18 protein-coding genes are annotated in these 19,719 nt (G+C 34.5%); 8 read left to right on the top strand and 10 right to left on the bottom strand.

Annotated features, from left to right (window positions below; genetic code table 11):
- Nucleotides 1–314: 314 nt before the first annotated feature.
- The 3 genes from ACLHDF_RS25000 to rpsN all read right to left on the bottom strand — a co-directional run bounded on the left by ACLHDF_RS25000 (nucleotide 315) and on the right by rpsN (nucleotide 2,070).
- Nucleotides 315–1,304: a CobW family GTP-binding protein gene (locus tag ACLHDF_RS25000; RefSeq protein WP_413921269.1), complete on the bottom strand. Its 990-nt coding sequence runs from the start codon at nucleotides 1,302–1,304 to the stop codon at nucleotides 315–317.
- A 16-nt stretch (nucleotides 1,305–1,320) separates the two neighbouring features.
- Nucleotides 1,321–1,713, bottom strand: a complete 393-nt coding sequence (locus ACLHDF_RS24995; RefSeq protein ID WP_413921268.1) for a (2Fe-2S) ferredoxin domain-containing protein — start codon at nucleotides 1,711–1,713, stop codon at nucleotides 1,321–1,323.
- Between the two features lie 87 nt (nucleotides 1,714–1,800).
- The gene (rpsN, locus tag ACLHDF_RS24990; protein WP_061860288.1) at nucleotides 1,801–2,070 is read right to left on the bottom strand and encodes a 30S ribosomal protein S14; all 270 of its coding nucleotides are present in this window, start codon (nucleotides 2,068–2,070) and stop codon (nucleotides 1,801–1,803) included.
- A 359-nt stretch (nucleotides 2,071–2,429) separates the two neighbouring features.
- Here rpsN and dcd point away from each other — a divergent pair, with 359 nt between their 5' ends.
- Together dcd and folE2 are read left to right on the top strand one after the other, a co-directional pair.
- A complete protein-coding gene (gene dcd, locus ACLHDF_RS24985) occupies nucleotides 2,430–3,005 on the top strand; it encodes a dCTP deaminase (protein WP_413921267.1) in 576 nt (191 codons plus the stop codon).
- Between the two features lie 143 nt (nucleotides 3,006–3,148).
- Nucleotides 3,149–4,042: a GTP cyclohydrolase FolE2 gene (gene folE2 / locus ACLHDF_RS24980; RefSeq protein ID WP_413921266.1), complete on the top strand. Its 894-nt coding sequence runs from the start codon at nucleotides 3,149–3,151 to the stop codon at nucleotides 4,040–4,042.
- Nucleotides 4,043–4,453: 411 nt separating this feature from the next.
- Here folE2 and ACLHDF_RS24975 read toward each other — a convergent pair whose 3' ends face one another.
- From ACLHDF_RS24975 to ACLHDF_RS24950, 6 genes are all read right to left on the bottom strand, one after another.
- Complete coding sequence (locus ACLHDF_RS24975; RefSeq protein ID WP_413921265.1) at nucleotides 4,454–5,383, bottom strand: DUF3298 and DUF4163 domain-containing protein; 930 nt, start codon at nucleotides 5,381–5,383, stop codon at nucleotides 4,454–4,456.
- A 522-nt stretch (nucleotides 5,384–5,905) separates the two neighbouring features.
- Nucleotides 5,906–6,586 (bottom strand): hypothetical protein, encoded by a 681-nt coding sequence (locus tag ACLHDF_RS24970; protein ID WP_413921264.1) that lies wholly within the window; start codon nucleotides 6,584–6,586, stop codon nucleotides 5,906–5,908.
- A gap of 849 nt (nucleotides 6,587–7,435) precedes the next feature.
- Complete coding sequence (locus ACLHDF_RS24965; RefSeq protein ID WP_413921263.1) at nucleotides 7,436–8,536, bottom strand: GerAB/ArcD/ProY family transporter; 1,101 nt, start codon at nucleotides 8,534–8,536, stop codon at nucleotides 7,436–7,438.
- Nucleotides 8,537–8,748: 212 nt separating this feature from the next.
- A complete protein-coding gene (locus ACLHDF_RS24960; RefSeq protein WP_413921262.1) occupies nucleotides 8,749–9,861 on the bottom strand; it encodes a GerAB/ArcD/ProY family transporter in 1,113 nt (370 codons plus the stop codon).
- 21 nt (nucleotides 9,862–9,882) lie between these two features.
- Nucleotides 9,883–11,112: a Ger(x)C family spore germination protein gene (locus ACLHDF_RS24955; protein ID WP_413921261.1), complete on the bottom strand. Its 1,230-nt coding sequence runs from the start codon at nucleotides 11,110–11,112 to the stop codon at nucleotides 9,883–9,885.
- The gene (locus ACLHDF_RS24950) at nucleotides 11,102–12,724 is read right to left on the bottom strand and encodes a spore germination protein (protein ID WP_413921260.1); all 1,623 of its coding nucleotides are present in this window, start codon (nucleotides 12,722–12,724) and stop codon (nucleotides 11,102–11,104) included. The genes ACLHDF_RS24955 and ACLHDF_RS24950 overlap by 11 nt, the downstream gene beginning before the upstream one ends.
- A gap of 132 nt (nucleotides 12,725–12,856) precedes the next feature.
- Here ACLHDF_RS24950 and ACLHDF_RS24945 point away from each other — a divergent pair, with 132 nt between their 5' ends.
- Entirely contained in the window at nucleotides 12,857–13,081 is a 225-nt protein-coding gene (locus tag ACLHDF_RS24945) for a hypothetical protein (RefSeq protein ID WP_413918338.1), read from the top strand.
- 96 nt (nucleotides 13,082–13,177) lie between these two features.
- On the opposite strand, the gene ACLHDF_RS24940 is transcribed toward ACLHDF_RS24945, so the two are convergent.
- Nucleotides 13,178–13,954 (bottom strand): hypothetical protein, encoded by a 777-nt coding sequence (locus ACLHDF_RS24940; protein WP_413921259.1) that lies wholly within the window; start codon nucleotides 13,952–13,954, stop codon nucleotides 13,178–13,180.
- Nucleotides 13,955–14,968: 1,014 nt separating this feature from the next.
- Between ACLHDF_RS24940 and ACLHDF_RS24935 the strand changes: the two genes are divergently transcribed.
- The 5 genes from ACLHDF_RS24935 to ACLHDF_RS24915 are packed head-to-tail and all read left to right on the top strand — an operon-like array spanning nucleotide 14,969 to nucleotide 19,650.
- Entirely contained in the window at nucleotides 14,969–16,069 is a 1,101-nt protein-coding gene (locus ACLHDF_RS24935) for an amidohydrolase/deacetylase family metallohydrolase (protein ID WP_413921258.1), read from the top strand.
- The gene (locus tag ACLHDF_RS24930) at nucleotides 16,047–17,150 is read left to right on the top strand and encodes a DgaE family pyridoxal phosphate-dependent ammonia lyase (protein WP_050690328.1); all 1,104 of its coding nucleotides are present in this window, start codon (nucleotides 16,047–16,049) and stop codon (nucleotides 17,148–17,150) included. Before ACLHDF_RS24935 ends, ACLHDF_RS24930 begins: the two co-directional genes overlap by 23 nt.
- A 1-nt stretch (nucleotide 17,151) precedes the next feature.
- Complete coding sequence (dagF, locus tag ACLHDF_RS24925) at nucleotides 17,152–17,907, top strand: 2-dehydro-3-deoxy-phosphogluconate aldolase (protein ID WP_413921257.1); 756 nt, start codon at nucleotides 17,152–17,154, stop codon at nucleotides 17,905–17,907.
- Nucleotides 17,900–18,916 (top strand): sugar kinase, encoded by a 1,017-nt coding sequence (locus tag ACLHDF_RS24920; protein ID WP_413921256.1) that lies wholly within the window; start codon nucleotides 17,900–17,902, stop codon nucleotides 18,914–18,916. Before dagF ends, ACLHDF_RS24920 begins: the two co-directional genes overlap by 8 nt.
- Nucleotides 18,917–18,933: 17 nt before the next feature.
- Nucleotides 18,934–19,650, top strand: a complete 717-nt coding sequence (locus ACLHDF_RS24915) for a GntR family transcriptional regulator (RefSeq protein WP_413921332.1) — start codon at nucleotides 18,934–18,936, stop codon at nucleotides 19,648–19,650.
- Nucleotides 19,651–19,719: the final 69 nt, after the last annotated feature.

Here is a 19,719-nt window from a genome sequence, read left to right as displayed (position 1 = left end):
AATAAATTGTGGATGAAGATGTAAAAATTTAATTTTTAAAAATGATTACCGTAACAATAGATTATTTACTTTCATCTGCTATTTTTTCATTTATCCCACTTATAACTATTAGGCGTTTCATCAATTTCACCTAGGCTTAGAAAAGGGAATGAGCTACGTGTATTAGTGCATTTATTTACAAGCCACGTGGCAGCCTATTTTTCAAAAAAAAGTTATAATCATGGTTTCTCCAATACGTTTCATACTCGATAAAGTTAAGAAAGTACACCCTTAACGAGTATGAAATTGTATAATACCTCTAGTCCATATATTTTTTAATTAGCTATACAATTTTTAAATTGTTTTTCTAATTCCTCTTTATTTAAATCTTTACCGATAAAGACTAACTCAGTTATTTTTCTCTCACTTTCTTTCCATCTACGGTCAGGTCTGCCAGAAAAGAGCATGTGAAGTCCCTGAAATACAATTCGTTCTTTCATACCTTTGATATAAAGAACTCCTTTATATCTTAGGAGATCTTCTCCTTTCTCTTGGACAAGATAACTCATCCAATGATTAACCTTATCCAAATCAAGTGGTTTTTCTTCTCTAAAAGCAATAGATGATACTTTATCGTCATGATGATGATGATGATGTTCTTCTAAGAAATGAGGATCAATTTCAATCTTTCGGTCTACATCAAATGTGTGAATTCCTAAAATTTCATTCAAATCTATACTGCAATTTTGAGCGTACAAGCGTTTGGCTGTAGGGTTCATTTGATTAATTCTCTGTTCTAATGAATTTAAATCGTCACTAGATATCAAGTCAGTCTTATTTAAAATGATGACATCGCCAAATGCAATTTGTTCCTGTGCCTCATCATAATTGTCTAAATGTTTAGTGATATGTTTGCTATCAACTACTGTAACAATACTATCCACCTCAAATTTTTCAGACAAGTGTTTATCCATAAAAAATGTTTGAGCAACAGGTGCAGGATCTGCTAAGCCTGTTGTTTCAATTAAAACGCGATTAAATTTCACTTTTCCTTGTTCCATTGAGAAAACAAGTGTATTTAAAATACGAATCAAGTCTCCACGAACTGTACAACAGATACAGCCATTATTCATTTCTAAAATTTCTTCATCTGCATCTATTACTAGCTGATTGTCTATTCCAACTTCTCCATATTCATTTACGATAACTGCAATTTTCTGATTATGTTTTTCTGTCAATATTCGATTTAATAGAGTGGTTTTTCCGGCTCCTAGATAGCCTGTTAGAATAGTGACAGGGACCTTATTTGGTTTCATTAATACCATTGTTACATTCCTCCATTTAATGTTTTTTTGATACTTTCATTACTTTTTCTTTCTCTTTGGAGATCCCAGTTACAATTCCCTCAGTCCTCTGAAAGCCTTCATTACTAAATAAATGACTTACTTTTCCCGTCACATCTTGTCCGTTCATAAGGGAATCAATAAATATTTTGGTGTCCTCTGGTTTTAAATCTTTGTACCATGTTCCTTTAGGATACGCGACAACTACACACTTATCATGACACCGCCCATTACATCGCGTACGAGTTGTATGTATGAATTCATCTAGATCTTGATCCGAAATCTCCTTCCGAATAGCTTGAGTTAACTTCTCTGCTCCAACTTGATTGCAACTACTTCCGTTACAAATGAGCACGTGATGTTTAGTTTTGCTCAAGTCCCATGTTGCCATATTCATTCCTCCTACAAATTAATAGTAATGATTACGATTTAAATTTAATTATTACTCTCTTTTTTCTTTATATTTCTTGAACCTCATTTACCAGCTAGATTTTTTGACTCCTGGAATTTGACCCTTATGTGCTAATTCTCTAAAAGCAATTCTAGACATCTTAAATTTTCTTAAATATCCTCTAGGTCTTCCTGTTAGTTCACAACGATTGTGTAGGCGAGTCGGTGCCGAATCCCTTGGTAGCTTTCGAAGAGCTTCATAGTCACCTTTTTCTTTTAACTCTCTTCGTAATTCAGCATATTTTTTGACTAGTTCTTGACGCTTCTTTTCTTTTACTACTTTAGATTTTTTTGCCAACAGAATACATCCTTTCTTTGTTTTGCTTGTTTTGGTTAATTAAAAGATATATATTATTTTTAAATCGTAATCATTACTATTTATACTTTGTTATAATATCCTACTTGTGGTTCAAATGCAAATAACAAAGAGACGTAGTTAATACATTCTAAAGAAACAGGGAAAAAAATATAGTTGACTTTTAAAAGATATTTTTTTAGCATTACATTAAACGTAATGATTACGATTTATTTTCGGGAAATGTACTCTTGTTCATATGAAAAACGAATCTGTTATTTATATGACAAGAGTATCCAGAAAATATGATTAGTTTAATTAACTAAACCAAAGAAAATTTTTATTTAGGAGGAAAGGAAATTGTGATTTTAACTGGCAAGACGATTTTAGAGAAATTGGAAGTTCAACAATTGGATATTAAACCAATTGTTAACTCTCAAATACAACCAGCTTCTATTGATTTACGATTAGGAACGCATTTTCTTACGATTAATGAGCACATCACTTCCATGATTTCATTCGATAAACCGGCGGAATATAGAGAAATTAATCAGGACGTTATCATGATTCCGCCTCACTCCTTTATTTTAGGTACCACAATGGAGTATATAAAGTTACCAAATAATCTAACTGCTTTTGTAGAAGGAAGAAGTTCTATAGGGAGGTTAGGGCTATTTATTCAAAACGCTGGATGGGTAGATCCTGGTTTTGAAGGTCATATTACGTTAGAACTTTACAATGCTAACCATGTACCTATTCAGTTGAAAGCTGGGAGACGCATATGTCAGCTAGTATTAGCTTCCTTAGATAATGAAGCTACCCCTTACCTAGGAAAATACTGTGGTCAACACGGAGCAACTGAGAGTAGGATCTACCTTGACGAAGAAACAAGATTTTCAAAGTTAAACAATGAAAAGGAGTTTAAACAGTTTGATTAGATTTACTTTCTAAATCTTGGACATATCGATACTGTTAATATAAAAAAGGAATGGGATCTTTATAATAATTATTTTATTTTTAATAAAGTTATTTAAGATTATAAATTTTATTAATTGCAATAACATGTTGATAGGATGAGAAGATGATTATTAAACTGCCTTCTAAAGAAGAACGACATAAATTATTTGGCTCTGTGCCACCAGGTGCAAAAATTAAACCCACTACAAAAAATGGGATGAAAGATTTACAAAATCAAAAAAACAAATTTTTATTTGACATAAATCAAGTAGGAATTAGCAACATAAAACAACCTGTTAATATACATAGCTCATTATTTCCAAATCAACAAACGACTATAGCGACATTTACCTTAACTTCTAGCCTTCCTTATGATAGAAAAGGAACAAATATGAGTCGTTTTGTAGAGCAATTAGAACAGTACAGACGTCAAGGGTTCATATTAGATTTTTCTACTCTTCACGATTTTGTAAAAACGTTATCAGAAAGACTAGAACAAAAAGAAACTCAACTTCAAGTAGAGTTTCCATGGTTTTATGAACGTAAAGGTCCCTCTTCAGATTTAACCGGACTGAACCATACGCAAGCAAAAATAAAAATTAATTATACTCAAAAACATGGATTTAAAGACGAAGTTAGTTTAACTTGTGGAATTACAACATTATGTCCTTGTTCAAAAGAAATCAGTGAATATAGTGCTCATAATCAGCGTGGGTACGTAACAATGAATGCTCAACTTTCTTCAGATTACAGGGATGATATAGATTGGAAGCAAGTTTTATTACATGCCGCAGAATCAAATGCCAGTGCGTATATTCATCCTATATTAAAAAGACCAGATGAAAAAATTGTAACAGAACAAGCATATGAAAATCCTCGATTTGTAGAAGATATAGTACGTCTTGTAGCTGCAGATTTATATGAAATAGAGTGGATTAAAAGGTTTGACGTAGAATGCAGGAATGAGGAATCTATACATTTACATGATGCAATAGCTTTACTTAGCATCAAGAAATAATAATAAAATCTTTATAAAAATAAAGAAAGAAGAAGGTTAGAACGTACATTTTTCTAGCCTTCTTCTTTTTCTGCATAAATTAATAATTTAGGTTGTTTCTCAAATATAATTTAATTAATTGCTTTCCTATTAAGCTTTAATAATTTGATTCAAAAAACCTAGGATAGTTCTCTAATAATAATTAATGAACAAAGTTGTATTTGTCGCTACTAAACATAAAAGTTAAAACTTGAATTTATAAAAGGTAAGTGTAAGAAATCACTTCCAAGAATAAAAGATGTTCAAAAAAGTGTATATTTTTAGTTACCATAATGTACTTTCTAGGAATGAAAGAGAAGGTTAAGAGCTATCAACGTAGCTCTTAACCTTCTCTAATGTTCTGGAATGATTAAAGCAGATGGCAATTTTGTATTACTTAAAAATAGAATATGGAACTTTGAAGAAATTAATACCGTTAGCATAAGGTCCATATTCATATTCACCAAATATAATTACAATGCCACCGTTCGTGTAATAGTATTGGTCTTGAGTTAAGTTCACAGATTTGAAATCTTCAACCCAGAATCCAGCCCCTTTTTTATTACGAGCAATCATTTGTTCACGGATATATTTATTTACTTTACCTAATTGCTTTTGATCTGTAATGACATCTTTTAAACTAAGTCGCTTAGCTTTTAATAAATTATAATTGTAAGTGTCAATCCAAGCCATACCGTGTGCACCGCCAGCGTACTCATCATAGGTAACAGAAATACTTAAAATATTATCTTGATTGTAAGGTACAGAGTATTTTATATTTTGAAAATAGGAGCCTGTAGACCATCCGTTTTCGCGGTCCTCCTTCTCCTGTTTTTTTAACTCTTTATTTGCTTGTTGAGTTTCTTTAGCAATGTTTAAGAATTTTCTATTGAAACTAGCCTCAAATGGTTTATTAAAAAGACCGGATGCTTCTGGATAGCTAATATTACTTGCTAATGATTTTTTTGTAACGGTTATTCCCAACGCCTGGATTTTGTCACTAGGTGCTCTCTCATACTTGATGCTAGACGATTTTTGAGCATATAAATCTTTTGATACACCGTAAATCCCACCGTATTTTCCAGAATAAGAATAAACACGATATGTTTGACCTTTTGATACTTTTTTTACTGCTACTAATTTATTATTTTTAATGTTGTAAAGACTAGTATTCTTTAAAATTGTAACGCGACCTATTTGTCCTTTGACGAGTTCTTGATTTCCCCACATTACTTTGGCTTCTGCGTCTGTATGTGGAACGAGTGGCGAAAATAATACAGCAAAAACTAAAATAGCTGCTATAACTTTTTTGAACCCTTTCATAAATGCCCCCCTGAAATGTTTTTGTAGGATTTTAAAATTAATAATTTCTTTTTCCAAAAAACCCCAATTATAAGTATAACACAAATCAACAAAGAATAATGATTATTTATATTGTTTTCAGAGAAATAATTTATCAAATTTCTTTATGTATATTCCATTCATTTCCAGTTAATATAATCACTCTTAAAGGAACCAAATAAAAAAATGAACCCATGCAGGACAAGGATTCGGAGTAGGGTGACTTTTATCGGATATGCAGCTTTTTATACATCTTTGACATACCAACGCTTTAGTAGGAGACGAACGAGAAAAAAATGTATAAAAAGCGCATGTTTTATACATATGCAATAGAACAACAACACTTTACTTTATTATCCAAAATATTTATAATTTAGAAGTCGATTAGTAAGTATATCACCACTTACTGAAAAAGCTATCTCATTCCATGAGATAGCTTTTTATTTTTAGCTTTTATAGCATGCTTTCAGTAAATTCAAAAATAGAAGGAAAAAAAATATCTGATTACTTATTAATCTTGTACTTTCTAAAAGCTTTAACGGGAACTTTAGGTTTTTCAAAATATTCGTGGTCATGATAAGGCATTTCTACCAAGTCCCAATCAAATTTATCCTCTCCACAAGAAATAAATAAGTCATATCCCTCATTATCAGAAGGTGATAAAGTTGTTCTTATTTCTCCATATTTTAAAGCAATATCAATAGCATTACGCATTTCTTCTAGTGCTGTACGATTGGCTACGATAAAAGCATCTCCGTGCCACATATCTTGACCGTATATATGACATATTGGCATAGGCGCGTCTTCATCATAACCCCTATTTATAGCCTTATTTAATTCTTCAGATATGATTTCAGGGGAATCAGTATCTAAATATGTATCCATTCCAAATTCCAAATAACCTCCTTGAACGCCTGCCACTCCAAACTGCGACGTAAATTCATCGTATAATTCGTTATTTTCTACAAAGAGATAACGATAAGGATCTTCCCAATCATCAACTATATAAAAACAAATTATTTGTTTTTCATTTTTGCTATAAACAAAACGGTAAAGGATAGTTGCTAGACGTTCACTTTCTTCTAACTTAAACTTAAATTTTCTAGCATTCTTTGGTCTTAGTACTTCATCTTGAAAAGGTGTATATGGTATATAAATAGCTGTAAACAATTTTGCATTTGTCATTTTCTCACTCCATTATTAAAGTGGTTTTTTTATTATTTAACGTCTTAGTTCCCTTCGTCCAATATAGTTTCTATAGTATAAACTAAATACACAGTATTAAATTTAAAGGGTTTATTTCCGTAACAAAACACCAAAGTTACAAAATTATACAATAACACATTAACATTTGTATCATTTAAGTTACTCTAAAAGAGTGGCTTTTTTAGAAGGGTTTACCTTTTAAAGTCTAAATAAGATAGTAATAGTGACTTATAAAGCGAGTGAAGGGTGTAGAAATGGAGGGAAGTAAGTTGCCTAACAAGGAGTATCAATACTATTTTATAAAGTTAGGTAATTTATATTTTTTAGTCAAAGGCTATATTTATTTGCGCGGTAAATTTTGGTCGATAGAATTATTCTCTGTCCGTAAAAGTATAAGTTCACAAATAATAAGAGCTTTATCATAGAAGAAATAGATCATTTTACCATGTTGTTGCAGATAAAATTCCTTATGATGACTGACTTTTTTAGATAGCGAGCTTTTTTTAAGTCATTAATATAAGTGATAACTATATTTTGTATAAATAATCAATTTTTAAAGGAGAAAAATCCTTTAGAAATCAACAAGCCCTGAAACTGTTAATTATTTATTTTTTTAATTTAAAGTACGCATATGCACTCAACATGATAGCTACCATCCCTATACAAGTAAGAGGAAATAGAATTGTATTGATGAAATGATCATAAAACCAAGTATACAGAAAAATCACCTCACATAGTTTAAAATCACATTGATAAGCCCTAGCTTAGAAGGATTCAACGGATTGTAAGAGTTGTTTCATCATCAGAAAAATCAGGCAAATGAACCTGTTATCCTCTCTGTTTCTTTCTATTTTTCAAGAACGCAACAAGAAGAAGCAGAGGAGGAATAATCGCAGAGAGGGGAATATACAAAACAAACATTTCTATCCCCAATCCTTCATGGAGGTGTTCCTGAAAATTTCTAGAAATAGTCAGAGATATAAATAGAATGATGAGTCCTATAGGATATGACAGTCGGGAAGATGATTTAATCTTAAATAAGTTGGCCGTTCCTATGACAGCCGCATAAAGCAACACGCTTATCTTAAAGAAACCACCGGTAACTAAAGCAATCATAAAAAACACATCAAGACGTTCTAAAAAATCAGCTACCTGAATGCTTTGTATGGTACTAAGAAGGGGGAATTGGGAACGTTCAGTCAAATCAACTCCAAGTACACTAATGTTGATAAGCATGGCAATAGTCAAGTTGATGCCAGCTAATCCTGATGCACATAACATAGTCACTTTGACTTTCTTTGGGTTTTTTAAATACGGTAAAATCATTGTAAACACAATCGCTTCACTAAAAGGAAAATACAAGATTTGAGTAAAAACAACTTTCAAGGGTGGAAATATTCCTTCTTCAAGTACTGGTTGTAAGTTCGTAATATCGATTAATCCCGAACATACAATCAGAACAAAGCCAGTGATGGCTAGGATATACATGATTATAAAAAAGATTTCTCCTGATCGGGCTATTACTTCGATACCTTTGCGAACTGTATAAATAATAACAAGAATCAATAAAGCATTCGCAATAAACAAAGGGGTATCGGGATAGGCAAAGGTTAACAGCATCTCGCCGATATCACGTAGAACCCTTGCTACATTATAGATAAAATAAAAGATATAAAGAAAGGCCAATACGCTTCCTACTGCTTTACCTAAGATTCTTTGCATGTACTCTGTAGGTAAAATATCTGGATAGTACGAGTAAAGTTTATGATAAATTAGAAACAGAACAAAACTAAATACTGTTCCAAGCAGAATCGCAAGCCAAGAGTCCTGTTTTGCGTCCATGGCAATAGGTAACAATAAAGTAGTACCCAGCTCAAACAAAACCATTAAGATAAAAAGCTGACTGGCACTAATTTTAGCTTTCTCCATTCAATCCGCCTTCCTTTTCAACTGTATTTAAAGAAATATTTTAATTTTTTGGATTATCCTTTACTGTTTTCGCCACTTCCGATTTTTCGAACGTTATGTAATAGATACTAGATTGACTTTAAGGTTAAATCTAGGCTAAAAGTATTCTTTCCACGGGTAAGAACTTTACTGGGGAATTTAACAGAGATGACAATATTCCATATGAAAATTAGCTAGTTAAATGTGTTTTTCCCATGCTTCTTCCTATTTTTAAAGAAAGCTACAAGAAGAAGCAAAGGAGGAATAATCCCAAGAAGGGGAATGTGTATAGTGAACATTGCCACCTTCAGTCCTTCATGGTTATGTTCTTGAAGATTACTCGCAATGGTAATAGATAAAAAGAGAATGATTAGCCCTAAAGGATACGATAACCGTGAAGGTGATTTAACCTTGAACAAACTAGCAGTTCCTACGACAGCTGCGTAAAATAATACACAGATTTTAAAGAAGATAGTGATGATTAAAGCAAGCATAAAAAATACATCAAGACGTTCTAAAAAATTAGCTACTTGGATGCTCTCAATTGTGCTAAGAAGTGGGTATTGTGAACGTGCAGTTAAATCAACACCCAGTACAGAGACATTAATAAGCATGGTAATAATTAAATTGATTCCACTTAATCCTGATGCACATAGCATGGTTACCTTTGCCTTTTTAGGATTGTTTAAGTAAGGAAAAATCATGGTAAATACAATAACTTCTGTAAATGGGAAATACAAAGTTTGAGTAAATACCACTTTTAGGACAGGGAATAAGCCTTCTTCCAAAATAGGTTGTAAATTTTTAATCTCAATTAAACCAGAAGAAACAATTAAGATAAAGCCAGCAACTGCAAGGACATACATGAAAATAAACAGCAGTTCTCCAGATCGAGCTATGACCTCAATTCCTTTTCTGATTGTATAGATAATGACAAGCATTAATAATGCATTCGCGATAAATAAAGGGGTGTCAGGATAGGCAAAAGTTAACAGCATTTCACCAAAATCACGTAGAACCCTTGAGGCATCGTACATAAAATAAAGAATGTAAACAAAGGCTAGTACGGTTCCAAGTACTTTTCCTAGAATCCTTTGCATATATTCTGTAGGCAAAAGATTGGGATAATAGGTATAAAGTTTATGGTAAACTAATAATAAAACGAAACTGAATACCATTCCAAGCAGAATCGCAAGCCACGCATCTTGTTTTGCATCTATTGCAAGAGGTACCAGTAAAGCACTTCCGAGTTCAAACAAGACCATTAGAATAAAGAGCTGACTGGCACTAATTTTTGCTTTCTCCATTTAACTGGCACCTCCTTTTCCTTACTTTTGATTTTCTTTTAAACCTGAAAGAAACGATTTGTTTCGTAAGCCAGCTCGACGTACATAGGCTTCCACTGTAATATCTACATCTAACTTCGGAAAGTATACCTCATTCCATTCCATTTTTAATTTCTTAAATTGATTGGGTCTCGTACGATGAACTACTTCGCCAAATCCCAAAATATCCGTTTTGTTTTTTTGCGCACGTTCAATAGCTGTCTTTAGCTCTTTTTTAATTTCTTTCCTCACGGATTTTTCGATTTTTGTAATGACCTTTGGGTTGGTGATATCAACAGGTACCTCCATTTCACCGATATCTCCTTCAACACGTGTATGAACAGAAATATGAGGCTGCCCATTCTTCACTTGGGCAGACACGCTTGTTTTTTGGCGTACAGTTTGATAAGCAATCGCTTCTTTTTTCCCTTTCCAATCAATATTAATATCCGTTCCTTGGATTTTGTCGAGAATCCATACCGTTCCTCTTGCCGGTTCTTTATACAGCCAATCCACTAATTTTCCTTTTTTTAAAACAGCAATTCCTGAAGCTCGAAGCGTCGCTTCAGGTGCACTTTCTTGAAGGTTATCCAGTTTTTGTGCTTGCTGGGGATCCCCATCTAGACGAAATCCTGATACGACGGTTCCTCTTCCAGGAGATTCAAGGCTCTTCATCACCTCTTGAAGCGATGTTTTTACATTCTCTCCCCATTTTCTTTCTGTAAACTCTAAGGTTTTTAGCACCTTATTTGCTGGAATTTTATCAACCGGCGTTAACGTTTTCACAAGATCAGCTGCGGTCGAATGGTTCGCAATCACAAGAGAAGAAGTATTCCGAAATTCTGGATCTCGATCTAGGGCATCGATTAATGTATCAAGTCCTTCTTCTCTGGCCAATTTTTCTCCCACTACGACCAAGTTTGTATGAGCATAATACAATCGTCGAGAAATTCTGCCTGAAGCCCGTCTACTTGCTTCGACTATATTATCTCCTGAAGCCGAGTAAATAGTAATAGGAGGGCTTTGAGCACCGCCTCCTCCGCCTTGTAAGCCTCCGGCTACGTTCCCTGGATTAATAATTTGGAGCGTTATGTGATATCTTCCACCTTTTGTTTTATCAACGCCCATAGCTGCCACGATGGCAAGATCAGTTAATTCTTTTTTACTCCAACAGCTTGTGAGCAAGATGGTTATCGTCATCATCAACAAAAGAAAAAATCCCTTACGCTTCATTGTTATCACCTTTTTCCAGATCGCGGTTCACCATAACACGGGATGCAGGAGGGTGTGGGTGTTGATTTGTCCCTTCTCGAACCGTGTTAGCAGTAATTAATCGCGGTCTTTGTCTCAATGTCCACCACGGTAATCTTATGATAGTATCTCCATTGTTTACGGGGATGAAGGGAGCAAATGGAGACATATAGGGTACCCCAAACGAACGTAAACTGCATAGATGGACAACCATCATCAAAAGGCATAGAATAATGCCGTAGAAACCAAATGATGCGGCGCCAATCATAAACAAAAAACGAATTAGGCGAGCTGAAATTGCCATATCAAAGGAAGGGGTGGCAAAACTAGCAATCGCTGTGATGGATACAATGATAACCATTGCTGGTGACACAATACTTGCTTGAACGGCTGCTTGGCCAATTACAAGAGCTCCAACAATGGAGACGGCCGAACCAATAGCTTTTGGCAATCGAATCCCTGCTTCTCGTAAAATTTCAAAGGTAATCTCCATGAGGAGAGCTTCCACGAATGCTGGAAAAGGAACAGCTTCCCTCTGTGCCGCAATAGCTACAATGAGCGTGGTTGGCACCATTTCCTGGTGAAAGGTTGTAACAGCGACATAGGTAGCAGGTGCAATAAGAGAAATCATAAACATAAAAATACGTAAAAGACGAATGGAAGTTGCAATGTCAAAACGCGCATAATAATCTTCAGCCGATTGGAAGAATTGCATGAACACAGCAGGTGCAATCAGTACAAAAGGAGTTCCATCCACAAATATAGCAATCCGTCCTTCTAACAGGTTTCCAGCTACAACGTCAGGTCTTTCCGTGTTGTACATAGTTGGAAAAGGAGTCGCTGTCTGATCTTCTATTAGTTGTTCAATATAACCTGATTCCAAAATGCTATCGATATCAATTCGCTGCAATCGCTGCCGAATTTCTTTAACGACTTTATCATTGGCAATGCCATGTATGTACATAAATGTCACATCTGTCTTTGTTACACGTCCCACTTTTAAAGATTCCATCCATAAATCGGGGGTCTTAATGATACGGCGTACCATAGCTGTATTGGTCCCAAGAGACTCGGTAAATGCTCCTTTTGGCCCTCGCACCACCATTTGGGTAGTAGATTCCGCAATGGAACGTTTTTCTCCACCTTTGGTGCTAGCACTCAGTGCTTGGTCTACTCCATCCACTAAAATAAGAGTATCGCCTGCCATTAATGATGCAAATAAATCATCCAAGTTAGTGATAGAAGAAATGTTTCCAATTGTCATCATGTCTTCAGAAAGCAGGCCTATCGCATTGTGCTGGTTTATTTCTTCTTTATGATCATCCTTCATCATGGATTGCAGTAGGTACTCTTGAATCGACTGATTATCTACAATTCCATCTACGTAGACAATGGCTGTTTCCACGTCGTTATTCTCCCCCATTTTTATCTGGCGAATAACGACGTCTGAACTATTTCCCGTTTTCTGCTTAATCATGTTAAGGTTTCCTGATAATGAAATTTGTATCTGTTCTATTGGACAATCAGTGCTTTGATTTTCGTCAGCCTGTTGGCGATTCTTTTTTGGTTTTCGATCTTTAAAAAACGAAGGCATAGATTCAGGCACCCTTCTTTTATTTTTTATTACTTTAACCATATAAGAGTTTTTTATGTAAAAACTAACAAATGTTATTTATGTATCGTCATAGAAGAAAGGGAAGAACCTATTAAATGGAGCGTGATCGATATGAAAATTATAGGTATTAGCCTTTTAATGATGGGATGCTTAATGGGCTTTTCTTTAGGCATCGATATTTTTCAAGGATTTGATATTTCTCAGGCATTGGCCAACGCCGTGAGTCCCTTTAGGGTAATGGAAGTAGCTGAATTATTTGTGCTTTTTTTTCTTCTGTTTCTTTTTTTTGCTGAATCTTTATATCTTTTTATAAAGAAGAAAAATCAAAGCAAATAACTACATACTTATCAATCGCTATTTTTTAAAAGGAAATAGAAATAATAGGAATGTAGTTCGGGCTATTCGTTCTATTCGTTTCAATCAATTCTTTCATTAATCAAGATCCACATAAAATAATTCATTATCGATATTCGTTAGTTGGTTTTTTATCCATATCTTCACATTGTTCATTCTGGAATCAAACGCCATTTGAAAGAGACCAGTTAACTGAAAATCGGTGAAATGAGTTCCTTTTAATTTGAGAAAAGCCTCCTCATAGGAAGAGAAATGAAGCTGTTTGAATAAAAAATCGTCCATTGCCTCTCGAATGTATTCTTCATTTTTCCAACAATTCATGGGAACATGAGCAAATTGCCAGGGTTTAAAGACCCCAGGATAAACAGCTTCTACCACTTGAAAAGGGGATTGGCCGAAAAGGGAAAAGACACCTCCTAGGCTATGTTGATTAAAAAAGTGAATGTTAACTCGAATAGGAATCTCTTTAAGAGGGATTTTTAGTTTTTCCTCTATTACATATTTTACTGCTTCAATAGCTCGTTTTTTCCCCTCTTCTCCATCCCAATATTTATCAGGAACTTGTTGGAACTGCCATGGTTTAAATCTTCCTGGATAGGCATTATCAATGACTTCATAATAATTCCATCCATAAAGCAAAGCAGGTGGTTTAAGACGATGAGACCATAAAGTGCCTGCCTTTACCTTCAGAGGAATCTCGTAAACAGGAATTGATAATCGTTGCTCAAGTAGATAGCATGTCATATAGCGTATATATTTTTTTCCTTCATTACCTACAAAGAAGTAATTAGGAAAACGTTTTCTTTTCTTTTCTAGAACATCTTGATAAATATCAATGACTTGTTCTCTATTCACTATCGAAAGCCCCTTTTGAGAAAGTATATTTGTTTGTTATTATGTATAATAATGGGATTTATATACGAATGAAGCTGAATCTGATAAGATACATAATAAAAAGGGATGAGGGAGTTGATAAAGGAAAAATAATATACTCGTGCATATTAGTTCTTGAAACCAAACTCCAATGAGTCCGCCATCCTTTCTAGGCTGCGAATTTTTTGTTTTCAAAACAAAAAATGTAATCGCTTTCTATTTTGATTTATTGTAAAATAAAAAAGGCATGTTAATTGGAGATTTTTCGAAATGTCATCTTAACTCATTGAGCCTATTCCCACATCACAGCACCAGGGAATGGGTTTTTTTATGCAATTATGGATATAGTACTTGAACCCAAATTTAAAGTGCTATTATTTGTATAATTTTTACAATAATACAAAATATATAGTTCATAAAAGTATCGTTTACGAACTTTTCTTTCAGATAGAAAATCTATTATTTTTATCGTTCGTTTAAGTTTTAAATAAAATTACGGACATCCTCTGAAAATCAAACACTTTTACGAACGTTTTTATTGAAACAATAGAAGAAAAAGCACAAAATGAGTATAAAATTGGAGATAGAGTTTTTTTATTATTTTACATTTGAAATTTGATCGATATGAATCTTCTCAGAACTTTTAGTTATGTCAGATAGGTTAGAGTTCCTCTCAAGGAGGCACTTCTTAGAAAGGTAGAGACGCTGTTTCTTTTAAATCTTACAAGTGCCAAAACGATAAAGAATGTTGTGATTTAAATAAATTTTTTACATTATATATAGATGTATTTATAAGAAAGAATAGATATTTGAGAGCTTTTTTAAAACTATAAACATTATAATGTTATATTTACTTTGCGAGTATTGTGTGCTAACATAACATTATAACGTTATAAATCATTGTTAATTTTCTAAACTGTATTATATGTAAAAGATTTAATGAATGTAATTCATTTTGATTTTATTTAGATAAAGTAACAGAAAAGGGTGATATAAGTGAAAGAACGATTCGTATTACGTAATGTAAAGCGTGTGAATGAAGAGCAAATTGATATTGTTGTTGAAGACGGTAAGATCGCTGAGATAACAAAGGCTGGAAGTGGACACGGTAGGCTAGTATTCGATTATTCAGGTATGTATGTATCAAGTGGTTGGATTGATTTACATGTCCATGCCTTTCCAGAATTTGATCCTTATGGCGATGAAATTGATGAGATAGGAATAAAGAACGGGGTAACAACCATTGTGGATGCTGGGAGTTGTGGGGCTGATCGAATTGCTGATTTGGTTAAAAGTAAGGATCACGCTAAAACAAATTTATTTGCATTTTTGAACGTTTCAAGAATTGGTTTAAAAAGAGTGGATGAACTCTCTAACATAGAATGGATAAATAAAGAGAAAGTAAAACAGGCTGTGAATGAGTATCGAGATTTTATTGTTGGATTAAAGGTGCGGATGAGTAAAAGCGTTGTTCGTGATAGTGGTATTGAACCATTACGTATTGCACGGGCACTATCTGAGGAAACATCTTTACCATTAATGGTACACATAGGTTCAGCCCCGCCAAGCATTGAAGAAGTCATTCCACTTTTAGAAAAAAGAGATGTAATTACTCATTATCTTAATGGAAAAGAAAATAATCTTTTCGATAATGAAGGAAAGCCTCTTCAAGTGTTGAGTGATGCGATTGAACGTGGTGTACATTTAGATGTTGGTCATGGCAATGCAAGTTTCTCCTTTAAAGTCGCTGAGTCGGCAAAACAATATCAGATTGGTTTAAATACAATAAGCACTGACATTTATCGCAAAAATCGATTGGATGGACCTGTATACAATATGGCAAATGTGCTATCTAAATTCTTATACTTAGGATATTCGCTTGGGGAAGTGATCGAAGCAGTCACAACTAATGCAGCGAACTGGCTAAAAAAACCACAACTCGGTCGAATACAAGTTGGAGATGTTGCTAACTTAACATTATTTTCTGTTCAAAATGAGCCGGTTACATTGACTGATTCTGAAGGGGACAAGCGTGTAGGTAATAGAAGAATAGAGGCAAAAGGAGTGGTTGTGAATGGAACATTCATTGAATGCTAAATATGGCTTGAAACGAGTAATTAATGCTAGTGGAAGGATGAGCATTTTAGGTGTATCAGCACCAACAGATACTGTGATGGATGCGATGAAACAAGGCGGACAAAATTATGTTGAGATTGCTGATTTAGTTGATAAAGCAGGTGATCATATTGCTGACATTTTAGGATCAGAAGCAGCTGTAGTTGTTAATTCGGCTTCAAGTGGAATTGCTCTCTCTATTGCTGCTCTTGTTACACAAGGAAATCGCCGTAAAAGCGAGCGCCTTCATCAAGAAGTTATTTCAAAAAATGAAATTATTATGCTGAAAGGTCATAACGTACAATACGGGGCACCGGTTGAAACCATGGTTTATTTGGGTGGCGGAAAGCTAATTGAAGTTGGCTATGCTAATGAGGGCAGAGCAACTCATGTTGAAGAAGCGATTTCTGAAAATACAGCTGCTATCCTTTATGTGAAGTCTCATCACACTGTTCAAAAAAATATGATTTCTGTGGAAGAGGCGTGGGAAGTTGCACAGAAGAATAATATTCCATTGATTGTGGATGCCGCGGCAGAAGAAGACCTTCAAAAGTATGTAAAATACTCAGACCTTGCGATTTATAGTGGTTCAAAGGCAATTGAAGGTCCAACGTCTGGAATTGTTGGTGGTAAACGTAACTATATTGAATGGTTGAAAGTTCAATTACATTGCATTGGAAGAAGTATGAAAGTTGGTAAGGAAACTACGTTTGGATTACTTCAAGCTCTTGATGAGTATCGCGAGAAAGAAGATAAAAGTGAACAAGAAAAAGAAAGTTTACAAGCATTGATGTCATTAAAAGATATAGAAGGCGTGAATGTGACAATTGTACAAGATGAAGCAGGTCGAGCTATATTCCGTGCACGAATTCAAATCAGTCCAGATCAGTCCAATACAACCGCGAAAGAGGTTGTAAAAGAGTTGCGTGAAGGTGAGATTGCTGTTTATACACGTGATTATGGGATAAGACAAGGATATTTTGATATCGATCCAAGACCTTTAAAAGGTGACGATATACATGTAATTGAGTCTAGAATACGAGAAATAGTAGGAGGAAAATAATATGTCAAACATTACAAAACGATTTTACAAAGAGCGAGTGGCACTAAATGTGCTAGCAAATAGTATTGAAAATGCCAAAGAAGTATTTGAAGCTGCAGAGGGTTACGTGCTAGTAGGTGTATTATCCAAGGATTATTCTACTGTCGAAGAGGCAGTAAAAGCAATGAAGGAGTACGGAAAGGAAATTGATGAAGCAGTATCAATCGGTTTAGGCGCTGGAGATAACCGTCAGGCAGCTGTAGTAGCAGAAATTACAAAGTATTATCCTGGGAGCCACATTAATCAAGTGTTTCCTGCCGTTGGAGCAACACGTGCTAATCTAGGTGAAAAGGATAGCTGGATTAATAGTTTAGTGTCCCCAACCGGAAAAGTTGGATATGTGAATATCTCAACCGGTCCAGTTAGTGCAGCACAAGATGAGCATGCTATTGTGCCTATCAAAACGGCAATTGCATTGGTACGTGACATGGGAGGAAACGCATTAAAATACTTCCCAATGAAAGGATTAAGTAGAGAAGATGAGTTTCGTGCTGTTGCACAAGCATGTGGTGAAGAAGGCTTTGCATTAGAACCGACTGGTGGTATTGATAAAGAGAACTTTGAAGCAATCTTACGTATTGCTTTGGAAGCCAACGTCCCACAAGTTATTCCTCATGTCTACTCATCAATCATTGACAAAGAAACAGGGAAAACAAATGTAAATGATGTACGTGAGTTGCTTGAAATAATGAAGAAGTTAGTTGATCAGCATGGCTAAGAATTTTGCAGCATTTGGAGAGGTAATGATGCGCTTGCAAGTGCCAGGGTATGAACTGCTTTCTCAAGCTAATACATTAAGCTATTCGTTTTCTGGTACAGGAGTAAATGTGGCCTCAGCACTAGCTCGATATGGGCATACAGGTTATCTTGTCTCTACATTGCCATCTAATGCAGTGGGAGATGCTGCAGTGTCATACCTTCGAAAATTAGGTATTACACACTCGTTTATTAATCGAGGTGGAGATTACGTTGGCATGTACTTTTTAGAAAATGGATTTGGGGCGCGATCTAGTCGCGTCACCTATTCCAATCGCTTAGAAAGTAGCTTTAATACAGCTTCTGAAGGAACATATAATTTTAAAGAAATTGCAAAGCAATTAGATGTTGTTCATTTTTGCGGAATTACACTGGCTATGAACGATTCTGTTCGTAACTATATGAAATTATTTGCGAAAGCCGTAAAGGAAAATGGAGGAACAATTGTTTTTGATTGCAACTATCGTCCGTCACTTTGGGGAGCAGATGGATATGAAAAAGCAAAACCACATTATGAAGAAATGCTGCATCTAGCTGATATTGTCATGATGAACGAAAAAGATGCTATGTTTGTCTTAAGTATGAAAACCGACAAGGAAGATCGGACAGAACAGCTTATGGATTTGATTCCAACTGTTGCAAAAAAATATAACATCTCTGTAGTAGCAGGTACACACCGTTCTATTAATGATAACAATACGCATTCATTACGCGCATATATCTTTAAAAATCAAGAGTTTACTTTTTCTAAAACGCTTACTTTCTCTGTTTATGACCGAATAGGTGCAGGAGATGCTTATACAAGTGGTATTATATATGGTGAGCTAGAAGGCTTTTCGCCAGAAAAAACCGTCTTATTTGCTGCTACAGCAGGAATGCTTGCCCATACAACTGTAGGAGATACTCCAATGTCTTCGAAAGATGATGTAATGCGGGCCATGACAGAAGCAGTGAACGATGTAGAAAGGTAGGAAATAGAATAGTGAAAGTGAATGTATCTCGAAAAAAAGGTCCCTTATATTTACAGATAAAGAATATCTTGAAGGATCGAATTTTACACGGTGTGTACCCTATGGGAGAAAATATACCTTCAGAGCCCCAATTGGAAGATGAATTTCATGTGAGTAAAATTACCGTTCGAAATGCTATCAAAGAGCTTGTTAAAGATGGCTATCTTGAAACAAAGAGTGGTAAAGGAACGAAAGTAATTCGAAACAAATCCATTTCAAAACTCTCTAAAGGAAAACGTTTTACAGAAGTATTGGTGGAAAAAGGTCATAAAATTCGTAAACAATTATTAGGGGCAGAAGTAATCTTTAACCAAGAAGGTACAGAAGAATATCAATTATTCGGAGAGCAGTGTTTTCGAATCGAACGTTTGTATCATCTAAATGATGTGCCGTATATTTATTATGAACATTATTTAACAATACAGCTTATGGAGAATATTGAACTATCAGATTTAAATGTTCAATCCTTATACGATTTGATAGAAGCGCAAGGTATTTCTTTAGAAAAGTTTCGAGATCAATTTGCTGTTACTACTGCTTCTTATCTTTTAGAAGAAAAACTAGGTGTAAAAAAGGGCACAAATTTATTAAAAAGATCACGTTATTCTTATGATGAAGTGGGAAATTTGATTGAATATAGTAAAGGATACTATAACACGGAAATACAAGATTATGTTGTCAATTATGATATATAAAACTCAGTAAGAAAAAGGTTGATAATCTTTTTCTTAGGGACATATTGTAAGCGTTTGCATATTTGGGAG

This window comes from Priestia megaterium (genome assembly GCF_046599315.1).
GTDB lineage: Bacteria > Bacillota > Bacilli > Bacillales > Bacillaceae_H > Priestia > Priestia megaterium_F.
This window is presented reverse-complemented; position numbering and strand designations above follow the sequence as displayed.

Bases quoted from the DNA above. Each gene is read 5' to 3' on its own strand.
- ACLHDF_RS24970 (WP_413921264.1), bottom strand. From the start codon at position 6,586: ATGACAAATGCAAAATTGTTTACAGCTATTTATATACCATATACACCT.
- ACLHDF_RS24965 (WP_413921263.1), bottom strand. From the start codon at position 8,536: ATGGAGAAAGCTAAAATTAGTGCCAGTCAGCTTTTTATCTTAATGGTT.
- ACLHDF_RS24930 (WP_050690328.1), top strand. From the start codon at position 16,047: ATGGAACATTCATTGAATGCTAAATATGGCTTGAAACGAGTAATTAAT.
- ACLHDF_RS24975 (WP_413921265.1), bottom strand. From the start codon at position 5,383: ATGAAAGGGTTCAAAAAAGTTATAGCAGCTATTTTAGTTTTTGCTGTA.
- ACLHDF_RS24950 (WP_413921260.1), bottom strand. From the start codon at position 12,724: ATGCCTTCGTTTTTTAAAGATCGAAAACCAAAAAAGAATCGCCAACAG.
- ACLHDF_RS24995 (WP_413921268.1), bottom strand. From the start codon at position 1,713: ATGGCAACATGGGACTTGAGCAAAACTAAACATCACGTGCTCATTTGT.
- dagF (WP_413921257.1), top strand. From the start codon at position 17,152: ATGTCAAACATTACAAAACGATTTTACAAAGAGCGAGTGGCACTAAAT.
- ACLHDF_RS24955 (WP_413921261.1), bottom strand. From the start codon at position 11,112: ATGAAGCGTAAGGGATTTTTTCTTTTGTTGATGATGACGATAACCATC.
- folE2 (WP_413921266.1), top strand. From the start codon at position 3,149: ATGATTATTAAACTGCCTTCTAAAGAAGAACGACATAAATTATTTGGC.
- ACLHDF_RS25000 (WP_413921269.1), bottom strand. From the start codon at position 1,304: ATGGTATTAATGAAACCAAATAAGGTCCCTGTCACTATTCTAACAGGC.
- ACLHDF_RS24960 (WP_413921262.1), bottom strand. From the start codon at position 9,861: ATGGAGAAAGCAAAAATTAGTGCCAGTCAGCTCTTTATTCTAATGGTC.
- ACLHDF_RS24920 (WP_413921256.1), top strand. From the start codon at position 17,900: ATGGCTAAGAATTTTGCAGCATTTGGAGAGGTAATGATGCGCTTGCAA.
- ACLHDF_RS24945 (WP_413918338.1), top strand. From the start codon at position 12,857: ATGAAAATTATAGGTATTAGCCTTTTAATGATGGGATGCTTAATGGGC.